The sequence below is a fragment of the Nocardia sp. NPDC047648 genome, from assembly GCF_040642815.1.
GTDB classification, from domain to species: domain Bacteria; phylum Actinomycetota; class Actinomycetes; order Mycobacteriales; family Mycobacteriaceae; genus Nocardia; species Nocardia gamkensis.
On record NZ_JBEYSX010000001.1, the window covers coordinates 598,621 to 613,973 of the forward strand.

Annotated in this window: 16 protein-coding genes; 9 read left to right on the forward strand and 7 right to left on the reverse strand. The window is 70.1% G+C overall.

Features of this window, described 5'->3' with window-relative positions:
- Positions 1-186 precede the first annotated feature (186 nt).
- On the forward strand, positions 187-525 hold the full coding sequence (locus ABZ803_RS02735; protein WP_062972869.1) for an STAS domain-containing protein: 339 nt from the start codon (positions 187-189) through the stop codon (positions 523-525).
- A 49-nt stretch (positions 526-574) separates the two neighbouring features.
- Here ABZ803_RS02735 and ABZ803_RS02740 read toward each other — a convergent pair whose 3' ends face one another.
- Positions 575-1,612, reverse strand: coding sequence for an LLM class F420-dependent oxidoreductase (locus ABZ803_RS02740; protein WP_040867281.1), 1,038 nt, complete (start codon positions 1,610-1,612; stop codon positions 575-577).
- 147 nt (positions 1,613-1,759) lie between these two features.
- Here ABZ803_RS02740 and ABZ803_RS02745 point away from each other — a divergent pair, with 147 nt between their 5' ends.
- The gene (locus ABZ803_RS02745; RefSeq protein ID WP_357031849.1) at positions 1,760-2,419 is read left to right on the forward strand and encodes a cyclodeaminase/cyclohydrolase family protein; all 660 of its coding nucleotides are present in this window, start codon (positions 1,760-1,762) and stop codon (positions 2,417-2,419) included.
- Positions 2,420-2,446: 27 nt separating this feature from the next.
- On the opposite strand, the gene ABZ803_RS02750 is transcribed toward ABZ803_RS02745, so the two are convergent.
- The gene (locus tag ABZ803_RS02750) at positions 2,447-3,349 is read right to left on the reverse strand and encodes an NADP-dependent oxidoreductase (protein ID WP_357031852.1); all 903 of its coding nucleotides are present in this window, start codon (positions 3,347-3,349) and stop codon (positions 2,447-2,449) included.
- A gap of 66 nt (positions 3,350-3,415) precedes the next feature.
- Between ABZ803_RS02750 and ABZ803_RS02755 the strand changes: the two genes are divergently transcribed.
- The 4 genes from ABZ803_RS02755 (at position 3,416) to ABZ803_RS02770 (ending at position 6,400) form a co-directional block, all read left to right on the forward strand.
- Positions 3,416-3,850 carry a helix-turn-helix domain-containing protein gene (locus ABZ803_RS02755; protein ID WP_357031853.1) on the forward strand — a complete coding sequence of 145 codons (435 nt, stop codon included), beginning with the start codon at positions 3,416-3,418 and terminating at the stop codon, positions 3,848-3,850.
- Between the two features lie 193 nt (positions 3,851-4,043).
- A complete protein-coding gene (locus ABZ803_RS02760) occupies positions 4,044-4,793 on the forward strand; it encodes a L,D-transpeptidase (RefSeq protein ID WP_357031856.1) in 750 nt (249 codons plus the stop codon).
- A gap of 54 nt (positions 4,794-4,847) precedes the next feature.
- The gene (locus tag ABZ803_RS02765) at positions 4,848-5,495 is read left to right on the forward strand and encodes a hypothetical protein (RefSeq protein ID WP_357031859.1); all 648 of its coding nucleotides are present in this window, start codon (positions 4,848-4,850) and stop codon (positions 5,493-5,495) included.
- 161 nt (positions 5,496-5,656) lie between these two features.
- Complete coding sequence (locus tag ABZ803_RS02770) at positions 5,657-6,400, forward strand: hypothetical protein (RefSeq protein WP_357031862.1); 744 nt, start codon at positions 5,657-5,659, stop codon at positions 6,398-6,400.
- Positions 6,401-6,409: 9 nt separating this feature from the next.
- Here ABZ803_RS02770 and ABZ803_RS02775 read toward each other — a convergent pair whose 3' ends face one another.
- Entirely contained in the window at positions 6,410-7,273 is an 864-nt protein-coding gene (locus tag ABZ803_RS02775; RefSeq protein WP_357031865.1) for a bifunctional 5,10-methylenetetrahydrofolate dehydrogenase/5,10-methenyltetrahydrofolate cyclohydrolase, read from the reverse strand.
- Between the two features lie 473 nt (positions 7,274-7,746).
- Between ABZ803_RS02775 and ABZ803_RS02780 the strand changes: the two genes are divergently transcribed.
- Positions 7,747-8,616, forward strand: a complete 870-nt coding sequence (locus ABZ803_RS02780; RefSeq protein ID WP_084499334.1) for a YdcF family protein — start codon at positions 7,747-7,749, stop codon at positions 8,614-8,616.
- A 94-nt stretch (positions 8,617-8,710) separates the two neighbouring features.
- Positions 8,711-9,514 carry a putative protein N(5)-glutamine methyltransferase gene (locus tag ABZ803_RS02785; protein ID WP_357031868.1) on the forward strand — a complete coding sequence of 268 codons (804 nt, stop codon included), beginning with the start codon at positions 8,711-8,713 and terminating at the stop codon, positions 9,512-9,514.
- Between the two features lie 154 nt (positions 9,515-9,668).
- On the opposite strand, the gene ABZ803_RS02790 is transcribed toward ABZ803_RS02785, so the two are convergent.
- Both ABZ803_RS02790 and ABZ803_RS02795 read right to left on the reverse strand, forming a co-directional pair.
- Entirely contained in the window at positions 9,669-10,499 is an 831-nt protein-coding gene (locus ABZ803_RS02790; RefSeq protein WP_357031870.1) for an SDR family NAD(P)-dependent oxidoreductase, read from the reverse strand.
- Between the two features lie 33 nt (positions 10,500-10,532).
- The gene (locus ABZ803_RS02795) at positions 10,533-12,104 is read right to left on the reverse strand and encodes a succinic semialdehyde dehydrogenase (protein WP_357031873.1); all 1,572 of its coding nucleotides are present in this window, start codon (positions 12,102-12,104) and stop codon (positions 10,533-10,535) included.
- A 149-nt stretch (positions 12,105-12,253) separates the two neighbouring features.
- Here ABZ803_RS02795 and ABZ803_RS02800 point away from each other — a divergent pair, with 149 nt between their 5' ends.
- Complete coding sequence (locus tag ABZ803_RS02800) at positions 12,254-12,937, forward strand: TetR/AcrR family transcriptional regulator (RefSeq protein WP_040867294.1); 684 nt, start codon at positions 12,254-12,256, stop codon at positions 12,935-12,937.
- Between the two features lie 13 nt (positions 12,938-12,950).
- Here ABZ803_RS02800 and ABZ803_RS02805 read toward each other — a convergent pair whose 3' ends face one another.
- The gene (locus ABZ803_RS02805) at positions 12,951-13,874 is read right to left on the reverse strand and encodes a short-chain dehydrogenase/reductase (RefSeq protein WP_357031876.1); all 924 of its coding nucleotides are present in this window, start codon (positions 13,872-13,874) and stop codon (positions 12,951-12,953) included.
- Positions 13,871-15,337: an NAD(P)/FAD-dependent oxidoreductase gene (locus ABZ803_RS02810; protein WP_357031879.1), complete on the reverse strand. Its 1,467-nt coding sequence runs from the start codon at positions 15,335-15,337 to the stop codon at positions 13,871-13,873. Before ABZ803_RS02810 ends, ABZ803_RS02805 begins: the two co-directional genes overlap by 4 nt.
- Positions 15,338-15,353: the final 16 nt, after the last annotated feature.

Below are 15,353 nucleotides of genomic sequence, written 5' to 3' on the forward strand. Positions count from 1 at the left end.
CGGTCTCATCCGCTCGCGCACGGCCATCGAGAGCCGCTGCGGGGCCGACTCCTGCTCGGGCGGGCCGGTCGGCCGACGGGGTATGGTTAGCTCTATGAACACTCAAAGGTTGCGAATCTGCCGCGATTTGTGTGTTGTGATGTTGTGACCAACACTTCCGGAGACGCGTATCCCCTCGCGGACACGATGACCACCACGGTCGCGGCGCACGACGGCGCGACGGTGCTGACGGTGGCCGGCGAGGTCGATCTGGCGACAGCCCCCGCGCTGGAGAACGCGATCGATGCCATTCTCAGCGGCAAGCCCGCGGCCCTGATCATCGACCTCACCTCGGTCAGCTTCCTCGCCTCGGCGGGCATGGCGACGCTCGTGGCAGCCCACCAGCGCGCGGGCTCGACCACCTCGATCGCGGTCGTCGCGGAGGGCCCGGCGACCAGCAGGCAGCTGAAGATGACCAGCCTGGATCAGGTGTTCGCGCTGCATTCGACGCTGGACGCCGCGCTGGCGGCGCTCCGCCAGAGATAACCCCGGCCACTGCCGCCGTCGAACCCGTCGACGGCGGCAGCGCCTTGTCTCAGACCAGTTCGCGCAACTGTTCGATCAGCTTGACGCGCTCGGCGGCGGTGGCCGCCATCGGCACCACGTTGAGGACCGTGACGCCCGCCTCCCTGAAGGCCGCGACCCGCTCCTTGACGTAGCCTGCCGGGCCGACCAGGGAGATGTCCCGGACCAGCTGGTCCGGCACCGCCTTGGTCGCGGCCTCCTTCTCCCCCGCCAGGTACAGCTCCTGGATGCGGTCGGCCTCGGCGCCGTAGCCGTATTTCGTGGCCAAGGTGTGGTAGAAGTTCTTGCCCTTGGCGCCCATGCCGCCGATGTAGAGCGCCAGATGCGGCTTCACGAACTCCAGCAGCGGGTCGACGTTGTCCCCGATGGCCAGCGCCGGGCCCGCGTAGACGTCCAGGTCACCGAGGACCGGATCGCGTTTGGCGAGACCGGCGGTGAGCGAGTCCGCCCACACCTCCTTGGCCTTCTCCGGCAGGAAGAAAATCGGCTGCCACCCCTCGGCGATCTCGGCGGCCAGTTCCACGTTCTTCGGGCCGAGCGCGGCCAGCAGCACCGGAATGCGCTCGCGCACCGGGTGGTTGATCAGCTTGAGCGGCTTACCGAGGCCGGTGCCCCGGTCGGCGGGGAGCGGGATCTGGTAGTACTTGCCCTGATATTCCAGGCGCTCACGCCGCCAGACCTTGCGGCAGATCTCCACCAGTTCGCGGGTGCGGCCGATCGGCGCGTCGTAGGGCACACCGTGGAAGCCCTCGATCACCTGCGGACCCGACGCGCCCAGCCCGAGCACGTAGCGTCCGTCGGAGACGAAGTCCAGGCCCGCCGCGGTCATGGCGGTCAGGCTCGGTGTGCGCGTGTAGAGCTGCAGGATGCCGGAGGCCAACTGCAGGGTCGTGGTCTTGGCGGCCAGGTAACCGAGCGCGCTCACCGCGTCGAACGAGTACGCCTCGGGCACGAACACGATGTCCAGGCCCGCCCGCTCGAGGTCGGCGACTTCGGCCGCCGCCTCTTTGAAGCCCCCCGAGTAGTTGATGCTCAATCCGATCCGCATAGCACTCAACATAACGGCGGGTACGTCCCGGCCGCGCACCGGCCGGGTGCGAGCCCGGCAAGGCGTGGTCACGCCCGAGGCGGCGGCGCCACGGGGTAGCGTCTACTCGTAGTCCTTCCTCGCCGTAGAACGAAAGGCAATACGCACGTGTCGCAGCCCAGCTCGTCGTCCACGGAAACTGCGCCGTCCTCCGGCGAGGTCACCCTCGCGCAGTACCTGGGCGATCTGGCCGCCAAGATTCCCGCACCGGGCGGCGGCGCGGTGGCGGCGTTGCACGCCGCGCAGGGCGCCGCGCTCGTCGCGATGGTCGCGCGCTACACCACTCGCGCCAAGGACGCCGAGAACCGGCCGGTGATCGACCGGATCATCGAAGCCGCCGACGCCGCCCGCGAGCGCGCGCTCGCGCTGGCCGCCGCCGACGCCGCCGCGTTCACAGCCGTCGGCGCCGCCTACAAGCTGCCCAAGGACACCCCGGAGGACCTCGCCGCACGCACCGCGGCGATCAATGCCGCGCTGATCGAGGCCGCCCGCGTGCCCGCCGAGGTCGTCGACGAGGCCGACGAGGTGCTGTCGCTGGCCGCGGAGCTGTTCCCGATCGGGAATCCGAACGTCGTCACCGATATCGGCGCCGCCGCCGACGCCTGCCGCGCCGCCGCGACCACCTCGCAGCTCAACATCGAGATCAACGTGGCATCGCTGCCCGCCGCCGAGGGCGACCGGTTCGCCGCGGTCCTGATGCGGATCGAGGAGCTGACCGCGCGGGCGGACGCCCTGCACGCCGACGTCGTGCACGCCGTCCGCCGGTAGCCGCGCGATCGCGCGGGGGCCGCCCGTTCAGGCGGGCGGATTCCAGGCGACCAGTACGACCTTGCCGCGCACCCGTCCCGACTCGCCGAGTTCGTGCGCCTTCGCGGCGTCCGAGAGCGGCAGCACCTGGTCGATCGTCGCACGGAGGTGACCGCGTTCGACCATCGTGGTGATCTCACGCAGTGATACCGCAGAGGGTTCGACATAGAACCGCTCGTAACGCGGGTCCGCTTCCGCGTCCGAACCCTGGGTGTCGATCAACCTGCCGTCGGGACGCAGCACCTCGAGGGATCGGGACCCGTACGCACCGCCGACCAGATCCAGCACGAAGTCGACGTCGCGCACCGCGGCGCCGAAATCGACCGCGGTGTAGTCGATCACCTCGTCGGCGCCGAGACCGCGCAGGTACTCGTGGTTGACCGCACGCGCGGTGCCGATCACGTGCGCTCCGCGATGCCTGGCGATCTGCACCGCCAGATGCCCGACGCCTCCCGCGGCCGCGTGCACCAGCACGCGCTCCCCGGCACCGAGCGCGGCCAGCGCCTGCCAGGCGGTCAGCGCCGCCGTCGGCAGTGCCGCCGCGTGTACCAGATCGATGTTCCTCGGCACCGCGGCCAGCGTGTGCGCCTGCGCCACCACGTATTCCGCGTTCGCTCCGCCGAACACCATGCCGTACACGCGAGCGCCGATCGCGAACCTGTCCACTCCGGCGCCGAGTTCCTCGACGACACCCGCCACGTCGAGTCCCAGCGTCAGCGGTGGATCGCCGAGCTTCCCGATCAGTCCGGCGCGCACCTTCCAATCGGCTGCGTTGACGCTGGTCGCGGCGACCCGTACCAGCACCTCCCCCGGGCCGGGCCGAGGCCGATCCACCTCGACCACCTCGAGGACTTCCGGGCCACCGAACGCGTACTGCGTGATTGCGAGCATGTACCGATTCTGTGGCCACCTGGTACCTTTCGGGAAGAAGGCACCTTCTTGATACCGAGGTTCCCCATGGATACCGGATGTGACCGGCCGGAGACCGGCAGCCTGGTCGAGAGCTACCTGCATCACTGCCCCGCGCGGGAAGTGCTGGCCGTTCTCGCCGACAAGTGGGTGATGCTGGTGCTGAGCGTCCTGCGCTCCCATGCCGGGCCGATCCGCTTCAACGAACTGCGCCGCCGCCTCGACGGCATCACGCAGAAGATGCTCACCCGAACCCTGCGCAACTTGGAGCGGGAGGGCCTCGTGCGCCGGGCGGTCTACCCCACGGTGCCGCCCCGGGTGGAGTATTCGCTCACCGAACTCGGCGCGAGCATCGGTGCGATCAGTCACGCCATGGGCGTCTGGGCCGTCGAACACCAGGACCGAATCCTCGCCGCGCGAGCGGAATTCGACACACGAGCCGCGGCCGAACCGGAACCGCTGCCGCGCGGACTCGCGCGCTGACCGCCTCGTCGGGCCCCTGCCGCAGAACTCGAGCGACTCACTGCCGTTTCGACCGCACCCGGCGGGGTACGCGGTCATTGGTGGGCCTACCCCAGCGCAACCGGACCGTGGACCGGTTCTATCCGTGGCCGAGTTGATCATGGGGGCCTAAAATGTTCCTTGCCTACCACACCAGCTCGAAGGGGTGGACGCCATGAGGAGCGCCATTCGGTACCTGTTCCTCGCGACCGTGATCGTGGCACTGGCCGCGTTCGGGTCGGGTGCGGCGGCCGCGACGATGATCGTGCGGCCGACGCCTCCGGTGGCAGCGATCGGACCCTCGAACGGCCAGGTGGTGGGCGTGGCTCATCCCGTGACCATTCGGTTCGCCGCACCTGTCACGGATCGCGCGAAGACGGAACAATCCATCGACATCAGAACGACCCGGCCGTTGCCGGGCACATTCGCGTGGACCGACGATCGCGAAGCCGTCTGGACGCCGAGCGGGTTCCTGCCCGCCGAGGCCACCGTCTTCGTCTCGGTCGGTGGCGCGCGCACGGAATTCCGCACCAACGCGGGCGTTTTCGGCGAGGCGAACATGTCGGCGCATACCTTCACGGTCACCGTCGGCGGCACCGTCGTCCGCACGATGCCGGCCTCGATGGGCAAGCCGGGGTACGAAACACCGGCCGGCACCTGGCCGGTGCTGGAGAAGTTCCGTTCCGTCGTGTTCGACTCCCGCACCATCGGCATCCCGCTGAGTTCGCCGGAGGGCTACGTCATCAACGGCGAATTCGCCGAGAGGCTCACGTGGGGAGGCGTTTTCATCCACTCGGCGCCATGGTCGGTGGACCAGCAGGGTTACGCGAACGTCAGCCACGGCTGCATCAACCTCTCCCGCGACGACGCCGAGTGGGTCTATCACACGATCGGCGTCGGCGATCCGGTCGTCACGCACTGGTGAACGGCGCCCTCCGCCGGGTAGCGTCTGGCGGCATACCCGAGGGGAGGGCCATCCTTGCGCGAGTTTCCGATCCCACCACCGCGTGACGCGAAGGAAGCCGAGTTCCAAGACCTCTGGGGCCCATGGGCTCTCGTCACCCCGCGCGATGTGGGCGAGATCCTCGGCGACATCGACGCCCCGTGGTGGATCGCGGGCGGGTGGGCGATCGACGCCTGGACCGGAACGCGGCGCGAGCACAGTGATGTCGACGCGTCGATGTTCCGTGCCGATCTGCCCGCTCTGCGCGCCGCGGCGCGAGGCCGCTTGCACATCTGGTCTGCGGGCCCGGACGGCATTCGCCCCGTGGATGACCGCTTCCCCGCCTTGCCCGACAGCGCCGACCAGGTCTGGCTGCGGGCGAACGCACGGTCTCCGTGGCTGATCGATCTCCTGCTGAATCCCGGGCAGCGAGGCGCCTGGGTCAACCGGCGCGATCGGACCGTGGTCGCGCCCCTCGACGAGGTGACCTGGATCGCGGACGACGGCATCCGCTACCTGAATCCCGAGTTCGTGCTGATCTTCAAGGTGAAACAGGCCCGGCCGAAAGACCGCGTCGACCTCGAACGGACCTGGCCGGAGTTGAGCACCGCCCAGCGCACCGTGGTGCGGACCTACGTGTCCGACCACTATCCCGAACACGAATGGCTGGCTCTGCTGAAGTGACACCCGCCCACCGGCCACCCCGAGGCCGGGTGGGAGACCCGCCGGTATCCTCCGGTAGGCGGACGGCTCAATTGTGAACGCGGCAGGGCGTTCCCGCGTCGTGGCGATGCGGTTAATCTGACGGGGACCTGATGAAGGGCGGGGCGATGGATCGACCGGAGATGAGCGCGCGACCCGGCTACGACCGGGGAAATCCGTATGGCACCGGGGTGCCCGGGCAGGCGCCGGCCGGCGAGGAGTACCGCGGCGAGTGGGCCACGTGGGTGGATCGGCCGCAGGACCAGGCGCAGCCCACCGAACCCGTGCACACGCAGGCGCCCGGTCCGGACGAGTACGAAGATCAGTTCGCGGGACTGATCGACCGCTCTCCCGCCCCGCGTAAGACACGACGGTGGGCGGTACCACTGCTCGGCACGCTCGGCGTCGCCGCGCTCGGCTTCGCGGCCTTCCTCCAGTTCGGGACCGGCGGCTCCGACCGGCAGGCCGCCGCACCGGTCCCGTCCGCGCAGGGCACCGCTCCGGCGGCGCCGGTCGCGCAGTGCCCCGCCGAGCGGGTCGGCAACCGGATCCAGGGCAATGGCGTAGGCGGCTTCGATTCCGGTCCCGCGGTGATCTTCGCCTTCCAGCACGCCTATTACGTGGACCGGTCCGGCGAGCAGGTTCGCGCCACCACCACCGCGGACGCCGCGGTACAGGCCGCCGACGCCATCCAGCGCGGCATCGACAGCATCCCCGCGGGCACCACCCACTGCGTGGCGATCACTCCCGGCGCGTTCGCGGGCCAGTACACCGTGGTGGTCACCGAACATCGCCCCGGGCAGCAGCCGGTCACCTACAACCCGCAGGTCGTCACCACCACCAAGGACGGCAGCCGCACGCTCATCAGCGCCATCGCCCGGGGGTGAGGCGGCTTCTCACGCAGAGCCGCTCGGCCGGTCTGATTCGGCGGCGGTGACGACGTGGCGCATCAGCAGGGCCGTGGTGACCGGGCCCACGCCACCGGGCACGGGGCTGAGCCCAGCCGCCTTGCCGCGCACCGACTCGGCGTCGACATCGCCGACGATCTTGCCGTCGGGAGCCTCGTTGGTGCCGACATCGATGACCACCGCGCCCTCCCGGACGTGCTCGCCGGAGATCAGGCCGATGCGGCCCGCCGCGGCGACGACGACGTCGGCGGTGGCGGTGACGGCGGCGAGGTCGGCGGTGCGGGAATGGCACACCGTGACGGTCGCATCTTTCGCCAGCAGCAACTGCGCCAGCGGCTTCCCGACGACGTTCGAGCGGCCGACGACCGCGACGTGCCGGCCGGTCAGCGGGATCTCGTGGTGTTCGAGCAGTTCGACAACGGCCTCGGAGGTGGCGGGGACGAAACCGTCCAGCCCGGCCGCGAGCAGGCCGAGCGACAGCGGGCTGACGCCGTCGACGTCCTTGGACGCGACGATCGCGGAACTCACGTCGTCGAGCGTGACACCCGCCGGGAGGGGCGTCTGCAGCATGATCGCGTCGGTCGCCGAGTCCGCACCGCGCGCGGTGAGCTCGGCGCGGATCTCCGCGGCGCTCGCCTCGGGACCGAGATCGACCGTGTCGCAGGCTATTCCGAGTCGCTCGGCCGCCTTGCGGAGCGAGTTCACATACCAGGTGCTCGCCGGGTCGTCGTTCGCCACCACCAGGGCGAGACGCGGGGCGGCGCCGCCGTCGGTGAGCGCGGCGGCGCGGGCCTTGGTGTCGGCGTTGATGGCGGCGGCGAGTTCCTTGCCGGACAGCGAAACGGTATCCACGTTGACACAGCCTAACGGGCGCGGCCGGACATGTTCCTCCCCCGCCCGCGTGCGGCGACGCAAACTCGAGGCAATCGCACGGCGAACCCGACTCGATCAGGCCGTGCGACCGCGACGAGGCCGAACGACGCACGCAGCCGGACGATAGCCGCCGACCACGGCACGCCGGCGGCACAGCCACACCGCCGACGACGCCAGTGAACAGCCGCCACGGCACTTCCCCAGTGCACGAATGTGATTCAAGTAGTTTCGAACGCCTTCGGATCCGAAAGAAGCCGCCGAGGTCCCGCCGCGAAAACGAACCAACGCCCCGGTTCCGCCCCCGGCCCGCACACCGGGAGCGACATCGCGTGAGCCCGTTCCCGAATTGCCGGTTGGACGAAGAGTTCGCCCGTATGGTATTTCGTGTTTGCCCCAGCTAACTGCTAGCACGTGCCAACCCGTTCCACAGCGGAAAGGTGACGACTGTAGTGATGATCTCGAGGCAGTGGAAACTTCTCGTCGCGGCGTCGTTCGCCGCGTTCTCGCTCACCGGCCTGGCCGGCGTCCCCGCGCACGCCGCGCCGGAGACCGACGCCCTGTACAACTCCGCCCAGCGCCACTTCACCAACGGCGACGACGCCGCGGGCCGGGCCGATCTGCGCAATCTGATCGGCGCCGACCCCGCCGACGCCGAAGCGCTCGCCCTGCAGGCGATCTGGTCCGACTACGCCGGTGACCTGCCCGCGTTCGTGGACGCCATGGCACGGCTGCACGTGGTCGATCCGGGCTTGGCACAGGGCACCGACAACGTGCTCGGCGCCGTGCGCGCCGCGGTGGGCACACTGCCGAACCCGCTGCCCGCGCTGGCGGGACCGCAAACCGGCATCGTCGTGCTCGGCTACGGCTTGTTGCCGGATGGTGCGCTGCGCCCCGAACTGGTGAACCGGCTCACCGCGGCGTGGTTGCAGTCCATCGCCGCTCCGCTGTCGCCGATCGTCGTCACCGGCGGGAATCCGCAGAACGGCATCACCGAGGCCGAGGCCATGCGCGACTGGCTGGTCGCCCACGGCGTGGCGCCCGCGCGCATCCACGTGGAGAGCCGCGCGGGCTCGACCGTGCAGAACGCGCTGTTCAGCACGAGGCTGCTGCGGGATATCGGTGCGACGAGCGCGATCGTGGTGACCTCGCCGAACCACATCCGCCGTGCCGTCGCCGATTTCGTCGTCGCGGGCACCCGGGTCGTCGGCGCGACGACCTCGCTGGAACAACTGGTCTCGCAGCTGCCGCCGCCCGGCAAGCCGGGCCAGCGCGGAATCTATCTCGACGCCACGCGTACCTTCCAGCTCAGCACGGCACGCTAGCTGTCGGCCGATCGGGGTTCGCGCCGAGCGCGCCGGTCCCGACCGCCGGGAAATTCATTGGCGGCGTCCCGCGTGGGCGCGGCAGGATGGCCCCGTGACGTCAGCCGGAAATTCCGATGTGGTCGCCCGGCTCCGGGCGGCGGGCTGCGTGTTCGCCGAGGACGAGGCGCGACTGCTCACGGCCGCCGCCGCGGAGAGCGGCGTCGCGCTGGAATCGCTCGTCGCCCAGCGCGTCGCCGGTAGCCCGCTGGAGCACCTGCTCGGCTGGGCGGAGTTCCACGGGCTGCGGGTGACGGTGTCTCCCGGCGTCTTCGTGCCCCGGCAGCGCACCGCGTTCCTCGTCGACCGCGCGGTCGAGCTGATCCACGCCCGGACGGGTCATCCGGTGGTGGTCGATCTGTGCTGCGGCTCGGGCGCGCTCGGGCTGGCGGCGGCTCGGACCGCCGCCGAGGAAGGTCGTCCGGTCACGCTGGCGGCCGCCGACATCGATCCGATCGCGGTCGAGTGCGCCCGCCGGAATCTCACCCCGCTCGGCGCACCGGTCTACGGAGGGGATCTCTTCGAGCCCTTGCCCGGGGAATTGCGCGGTTGCATCGACATCCTGCTCTGCAACACCCCGTACGTGCCCTCGGAGATGATCGCGCGGATGCCGCCGGAGGCCCGCGACCACGAACCACGCACCGCCCTCGACGGCGGCCCGGACGGTTTGGACGTCTTGCGCCGGGTCGCGGCCGAGGCCGCCGAGTGGCTGTCTCCTGGCGGGCATCTGCTCGTGGAGTCCAGCGAGGATCAAGCGCCGACCGCGCTCGCCGTGCTGGCGGAGAACGGTCTCGCGGGCCGGGTCGCGGCATCCGAAGCGCACTACGCGACCGTGGTCATCGGCACCCGTCCACGCTGACCACCGCCGGCCACCCGTCGAGGAAGCGCCGTCCACAATTCGAGCGGCGGCCTGGGAGTTCACCGCGCCGCTCGGTGGCCGTGACCGATATGCCCCGTACGCCCCGCTGTGGAGCCGCAGTGATCTCCGGACGCCGGGGCGAGCGCGCCGCGCTCTACTTCTCGCGACCGGTGAACTGGTCCATGGAGTGGTAGACGCCGACCGAGTCGAGGAACAGGTCACGCAGCTTGATCGGCAGCAGGCCGGAGATCGCCTTGTTCAGCCGCGAGGTCCACGGCAGCACGACCAGCGGGGTGCCGTTCTTCATCTCCCGCCACGACGTGTCGACCACCTTGTCCTGGTCCAGGATCGGGGTGAACAAGAAGCCCTTGGCGCCCTCGAACATTCCGGTGTTGATGTAGGTCGGGCAGACCGTGGTGATCTTCACGTGCTCGTGGCCGGCCTGTTCGAGTTCGATGCGCACCGAGTCCGACCAGCCCAGCGCCGCCCACTTGGAGGCGGCGTACACGCTCATGCGCGGGTTGGACACCAGGCCCGCCGAGGAGGCGATGGTCAGCACCCGCGCGTCGGTGGTTCCGGCGACCATGGCGGGCAGGAACTCGAGCGTGACGTACATCGGGGCGAGCGAGTTGATCGCCATGGTCTTGTCGATGTCGGCGCGGTTCGGCGTTTCCCAGAAGTAGCTGTTGCCGCGCACGATGCCGGCGTTGTTGACCAGGATGTCGATGCCGCCGACCTGCTCGCGCACGCCGGACGCCGCCTCGGTGATCGCCTCGGGCGAGGCCACGTCCACCACGAAGTGATGAACGGCGCTGCCGCGGCCGGTCAGCTCGGCGGCGGTGTCCTTCAGCGCGGCCTCGTCGATGTCCCACAGCACCACCGCCGCGGCGCCTTCGCGCACCGCCCGCTCGGCGAACAGCTTGCCAAGGCCCATCGCGGCCCCCGTGACCAGGACCCTCTTGCCCGCCACCGTGTCCAGTTTCATCCGTACCGCTTCCTGATCCGTGAGTCGTGCGAGTTACTTCTGCCGAAGCGCTTTCATGACGCCGAAATACAGCGTCATCGTTTTGGCCCAGAGCGCTTCGGACATGCCGGGCAGCGGAGCGATAGGCACTACCCGCTGCACCGCGATGGTCTGGGTGTCGATGTACTTGAGCAGGCCCTCGGGACCGTGCCTGCGTCCGGTGCCGGAGATGCCGAGCCCGCCGGACGGCGCGTCGGCGCTGCCCCATGCGGCGATGAAGCCCTCGTTGACGTTCACCGAGCCCGCCTCGATCCGCGCCGCCACCGCGCGACCGCGGGCGGTGTCCTTGGTCCAGACACTGGCGTTGAGGCCGTAGGCGGTGTCGTTGGCCTGTTCGACGGCTTCCTCGTCACTGCTCACGCGGTAGATCGAGACCACGGGGCCGAAGGTCTCCTCGCGGTGAACCGTCATGCCAGGCCGCACGCCGGCCAGCACGGTGGGCTCGTAGAAATACGGTCCGAGGTCCGGACGCGCGCGACCGCCCGCCAGCACCGTGGCGCCCTTGGCCACCGCGTCGTCGACATGCGCGACGACCGTGTCGAGCTGGCGCCGGAAGGTCAGCGAACCCATGTCGCTGTGGTAGTCCAGACCGCCGCCGAGCCGGATGGCCTCGACGTGCCCGACGAATTCGGTGACGAAGCGGTCGTAGACGCTGTCGTGCACGTAGATGCGTTCCATCGACTCGCACAGCTGTCCCGCCGAGGCGAAGCAGGCCCGGATGGCGATCTTGGCGGCGCGTGAGACGTCCGCGTCGGCGAGCACCAGCAGCGGGTTCTTGCCGCCGAGTTCGAGCGAGTAGCCGATCAGGCGCTCACCCGCCTGCCGGGCGATGGTCCGTCCGGTCGCGCTGGAGCCGGTGTAGTCGACGTAGTCGGCGCGGGCGATCACCTCACCGCCGATCACCGATCCCCGGCCGAGCACCGCCTGCCAGAGCCCGCGCGGCAATCCGGCGCGCACGGCGGCATCGATGGCCCACAGCGCGGTGAGCGCCGTCTGGTTATCCGGACGCGCCACCACCGCGTTGCCCGCGACGAGGGCGGGCAGCGCGTCGGAGGCGGCCAGCGCCAGCGGGTAGTTCCACGGCGAGATGACCGCGACCACTCCCTTGGGCCGATGCCGCACGTCGACCTGGGTGAGCACCGGAAGCACCCCGCGCGGTTTGCGCGTGGCCAGCAGCCGCGCCGCCACCGAGGCGTAGTACCTGGCGTTCACGGCCACGTCGCCGACCTCGTCGAAGGCGTGGGCCCGGGCCTTGCCGGTCTCGGTCTGCACGATGTCGAGGATGGCGTCCTGCTCGGCCAGCACGATGTCGTGGAATCGGCGCAGCACCGCGATCCGTTCCCGCACCGGACGTCGCGCCCACTGGCGCTGGGCTTCGCGAGCGGTGGCGAACGCGGTCTCGATGTCGTCGGCGGAGGACTGCGGCAGATCGACGATCTTCGCGCCGGTCGCGGGGGCGAAAACTTCGACGGCGGGCGCGCCTCCGGCGACGGCGTGCGCGAGCAACGGCTGCACCAGTGACGGGGACAGCGCGTCGGCGGTGGCCGGGTGGGAGGCGGTCGTCATGGTCTGCCCTCTCGGGGACGGTGGACCGCGCCGCGGACGCGCCCCATTAAATGAACAGTGGTGTTAGATTAATATCTATGTCACACCTCGTGTCAAGCTGTTCGTCGTGGCGCACAGGGATCCAGGGGGCCGCGTTGTGAGGCGGCACTATGCAGGCTGAGCCGACGGCCGCGCGGCGCGGCAGGCCACCGCAGACGCAGGAGCAGGCCGAGGAGGTCCGCGCCCGGATCGTGCTCGCGACGGCGGAGGTGTTCACCCGCACGGGTTCCCGTGGGCTGAGCGTCGCGCAGATCATCGAGCAGGCGGGACTGGCCAGGCCGACCTTCTACCGCTACTTCGGCAACGCGAACGAACCGCTGCTCGCGGTGCTCGACAGTTCCAACGAGGGGTTGGTCGGCGGCATCCGCGCGGCGCTGGCGGGCACCGACGAGCCGGTCGAGCTGGGTATCCGGCTGATCGACGCCTACCTGGACTGGGCGCGCGGGCACGGCCCCATGCTGCGGCCGCTGTTCGCCGAGCTGCACGATCCGGGCTCGCCGGTGTCGGCGTACCGCGAGCGCGCGCTCGACGACATCCGCGATCTGGTGCGCGAGACGTTCGCCGAGCTGGGCAGGCCGGTGCCGAGCCCGCTCGACCTGGACGCGGCGCTGCACCTGTGCGAGTACGTGGTCTACCGGATCTCCGCGGGCACCGCGCCCGGCGCCGAACCGGACGCGGACACCGTCGCGGCGGCGCGCCTGACGATGATCCGCGTGCTGCTCACGACGCTCGGCACGCGCGTCGACGTGGAGTACGCGCTGACGCTGCCCGCGATCTTTCCCGCCGCGCCGTAGTCCGGCCCGCGCGTCAGCGCGGTACCGGGGTGACGGGATGATCGACGTCCGTGACGCGCTGTTCGACCCGGTGGATCAGGTCGTGCACGCGCGGGTCCCGCGCCAGCCTGCTGTCCAGCACCACGTTGATCACGCCGCGGAACAACGCGTAGGGCTCCCACTGCGGCGGCGCGATGGTGCGCGCCGCGCGCCGGGCGATGCCGTCGGCGATGGACTCCGCCGCGTCGCGCACGGTGATGCGCAGGTTGAGCGGCCACGGCAGCAATGCGCCCAGGGCGGCGCCCAGCTCGTCCTCGTCCAGCGTGCCGTGCGTCATCGCGGTGTCGACGATGCCGAAGTACGCCACGCCCGCCGTCGCGCCCACCGCGGCGAGCTCGACCCGCAGCGCCCGCCCGAACTGCTCTACCGCGGCTTTGCTCACCATGTAGGGCGAACCGGCCATGCCGGGCGCGAACGCCGCGGCGGAGGAGACCACGACGACGTGCCCTTTCGCGGCGACGATGTCCTCCAGCGCGGGATGCACGGTGTTGAACACCCCGGTCACATTGATGCCGATGACCCGATCGAAGTCGCCGGGGTTCATCGTCCGGATCGTGGCGGGCTCCGGCACCACGCCCGCGTTGGCCACCACGACATCGATCCGGCCGAAACGCTCGCGAACCCGGGAGATGGCTTCGCGCATCCCGATTCGATCGGAAACGTCCGCGCGCACGACCAGCGCACGCTCACCCATCGAGCGCCCGACGGCAGCGGCGGCGGCCTGGTCGATGTCGATCAGCGCCACCGAAGCGCCCGAGGCATAGAGCTTTTCGGCGAGCGCGCGGCCGATTCCGGTGCCCGCACCGGTGATCACCACCACCCGATCGCGCACATCCAGCCGGTGCTCGGCAGGTGGGGACAGCAGCTGACGCAGCAGATCGACGACCACGACGCTCACCCGGCCCGCAACTGGTAGGACTCCGGATCGAAACGGCTTGTGCGCCGCCGATACTCGAAACTCCAGTTCGGGTACAGACCGGCGTTGCCGCCGTCGGCGGTCTGGTAGTAGCTGCGGCATCCGCCGGTCAGCCAGGCGGTGTCGCGACTGCGCTCGGTCACCTCGTCGAGGAAGGCTCGCTGCACCTCCTCGCGCACATCGATCCGCTGGATGTTCCGCGCACGCATGGTGGTCACGGCATCGACGATATAGCGCACCTGCGCCTCGATCATATAGATCGCGGACTGATTGCCCGCCGCCCCGAACGGCCCCAGCGTGCAGAAGAAGTTCGGGAAGCCCGCCATCGCCGCGCCGAGGTAGCTGCTCGGACGCTCCCGGTAGCGGTCCCCGATGGAGCGACCGCCGAGCCCGTGGATCCGGTCGAAAACCGCAGGGGGAACGCCGAATCCGGTGCCCCAGATGAGCGTGTCCACCGCGTGCTCCGCGCCGTCGGCGGTGACGATCGACCCGGCGCGGATCTCCCGGATGCCCTCGGTGACCACTTCGACGTTCGGCCGGGTCAGGGCCGGATAGTAGGCGTCGGAGAAGATCGCCCGCTTACAACCGATCACGTAATCGGGGGTGAGTTTGCGACGCAGCCGCGGATCGCGCACCTGGCGCAGCAGCTGGAGTCTGCCCAGCGCCTCGTACGGATGCCGGAACCGCTTGTCCACGAAGCCGACCAGACCGAAGCCTTCGATGCCGGTGTAGAAGAGACCGCGGATCGCTTTGCCGAGCGCGGGAACCCGGCGCAGCAGCGCGCGTTCGGCGGGCAGCGTGCGGCGATCCAGTCGCGAGACGATCCACGGCGCCGAACGCTGGAACACGGTCAGCTTGCCCACCAGGGGCTGGATCTCCGGGATGAACTGCACGGCCGACGCGCCCGTGCCGATCACCGCGACGCGCTCGCCGGTGAGATCGTGTTCGTGATCCCAGTGCAGCGAATGGAATTGCGTCCCTTCGAAGGTATCCGCGCCCGGCACCCGCGGGATCTGCGCCTCGCTGAACGGCCCGACGGCGGAAACCAGTACCGCCGCGGTCAGCTCGCCGCGACCGGTACGAAGCCGCCACAGCGTGGCCGCGTCGTCCCAGCGCGCCTCGAGCAACTCGACGCCGAACCGCATGTGCCGCACCACGTCGTGGCGCGTCGCGACCGACCGGAGGTAGGCGAGGATCTCCGGCTGCGTGCCGTAGGTGCGCGACCAGTCCGGATTGGGCGCGAAGGAGTACGAGTACAGCTGGGAGGGCACGTCGCAGGCGCAACCGGGATAGGTGTTCGCCCGCCAGGTGCCACCGAGGTCATTCGCGCGCTCGAGCAGCACGAAATCTTCGATGCCCGCTTCGCGCAGCGCGACCGCCAGACCGATCCCGGCAATCCCGGCCCCGATCACCGCGATCGGCACGTGTTCCGGATGCGCAGCCATGTCTTCCTTCCACACG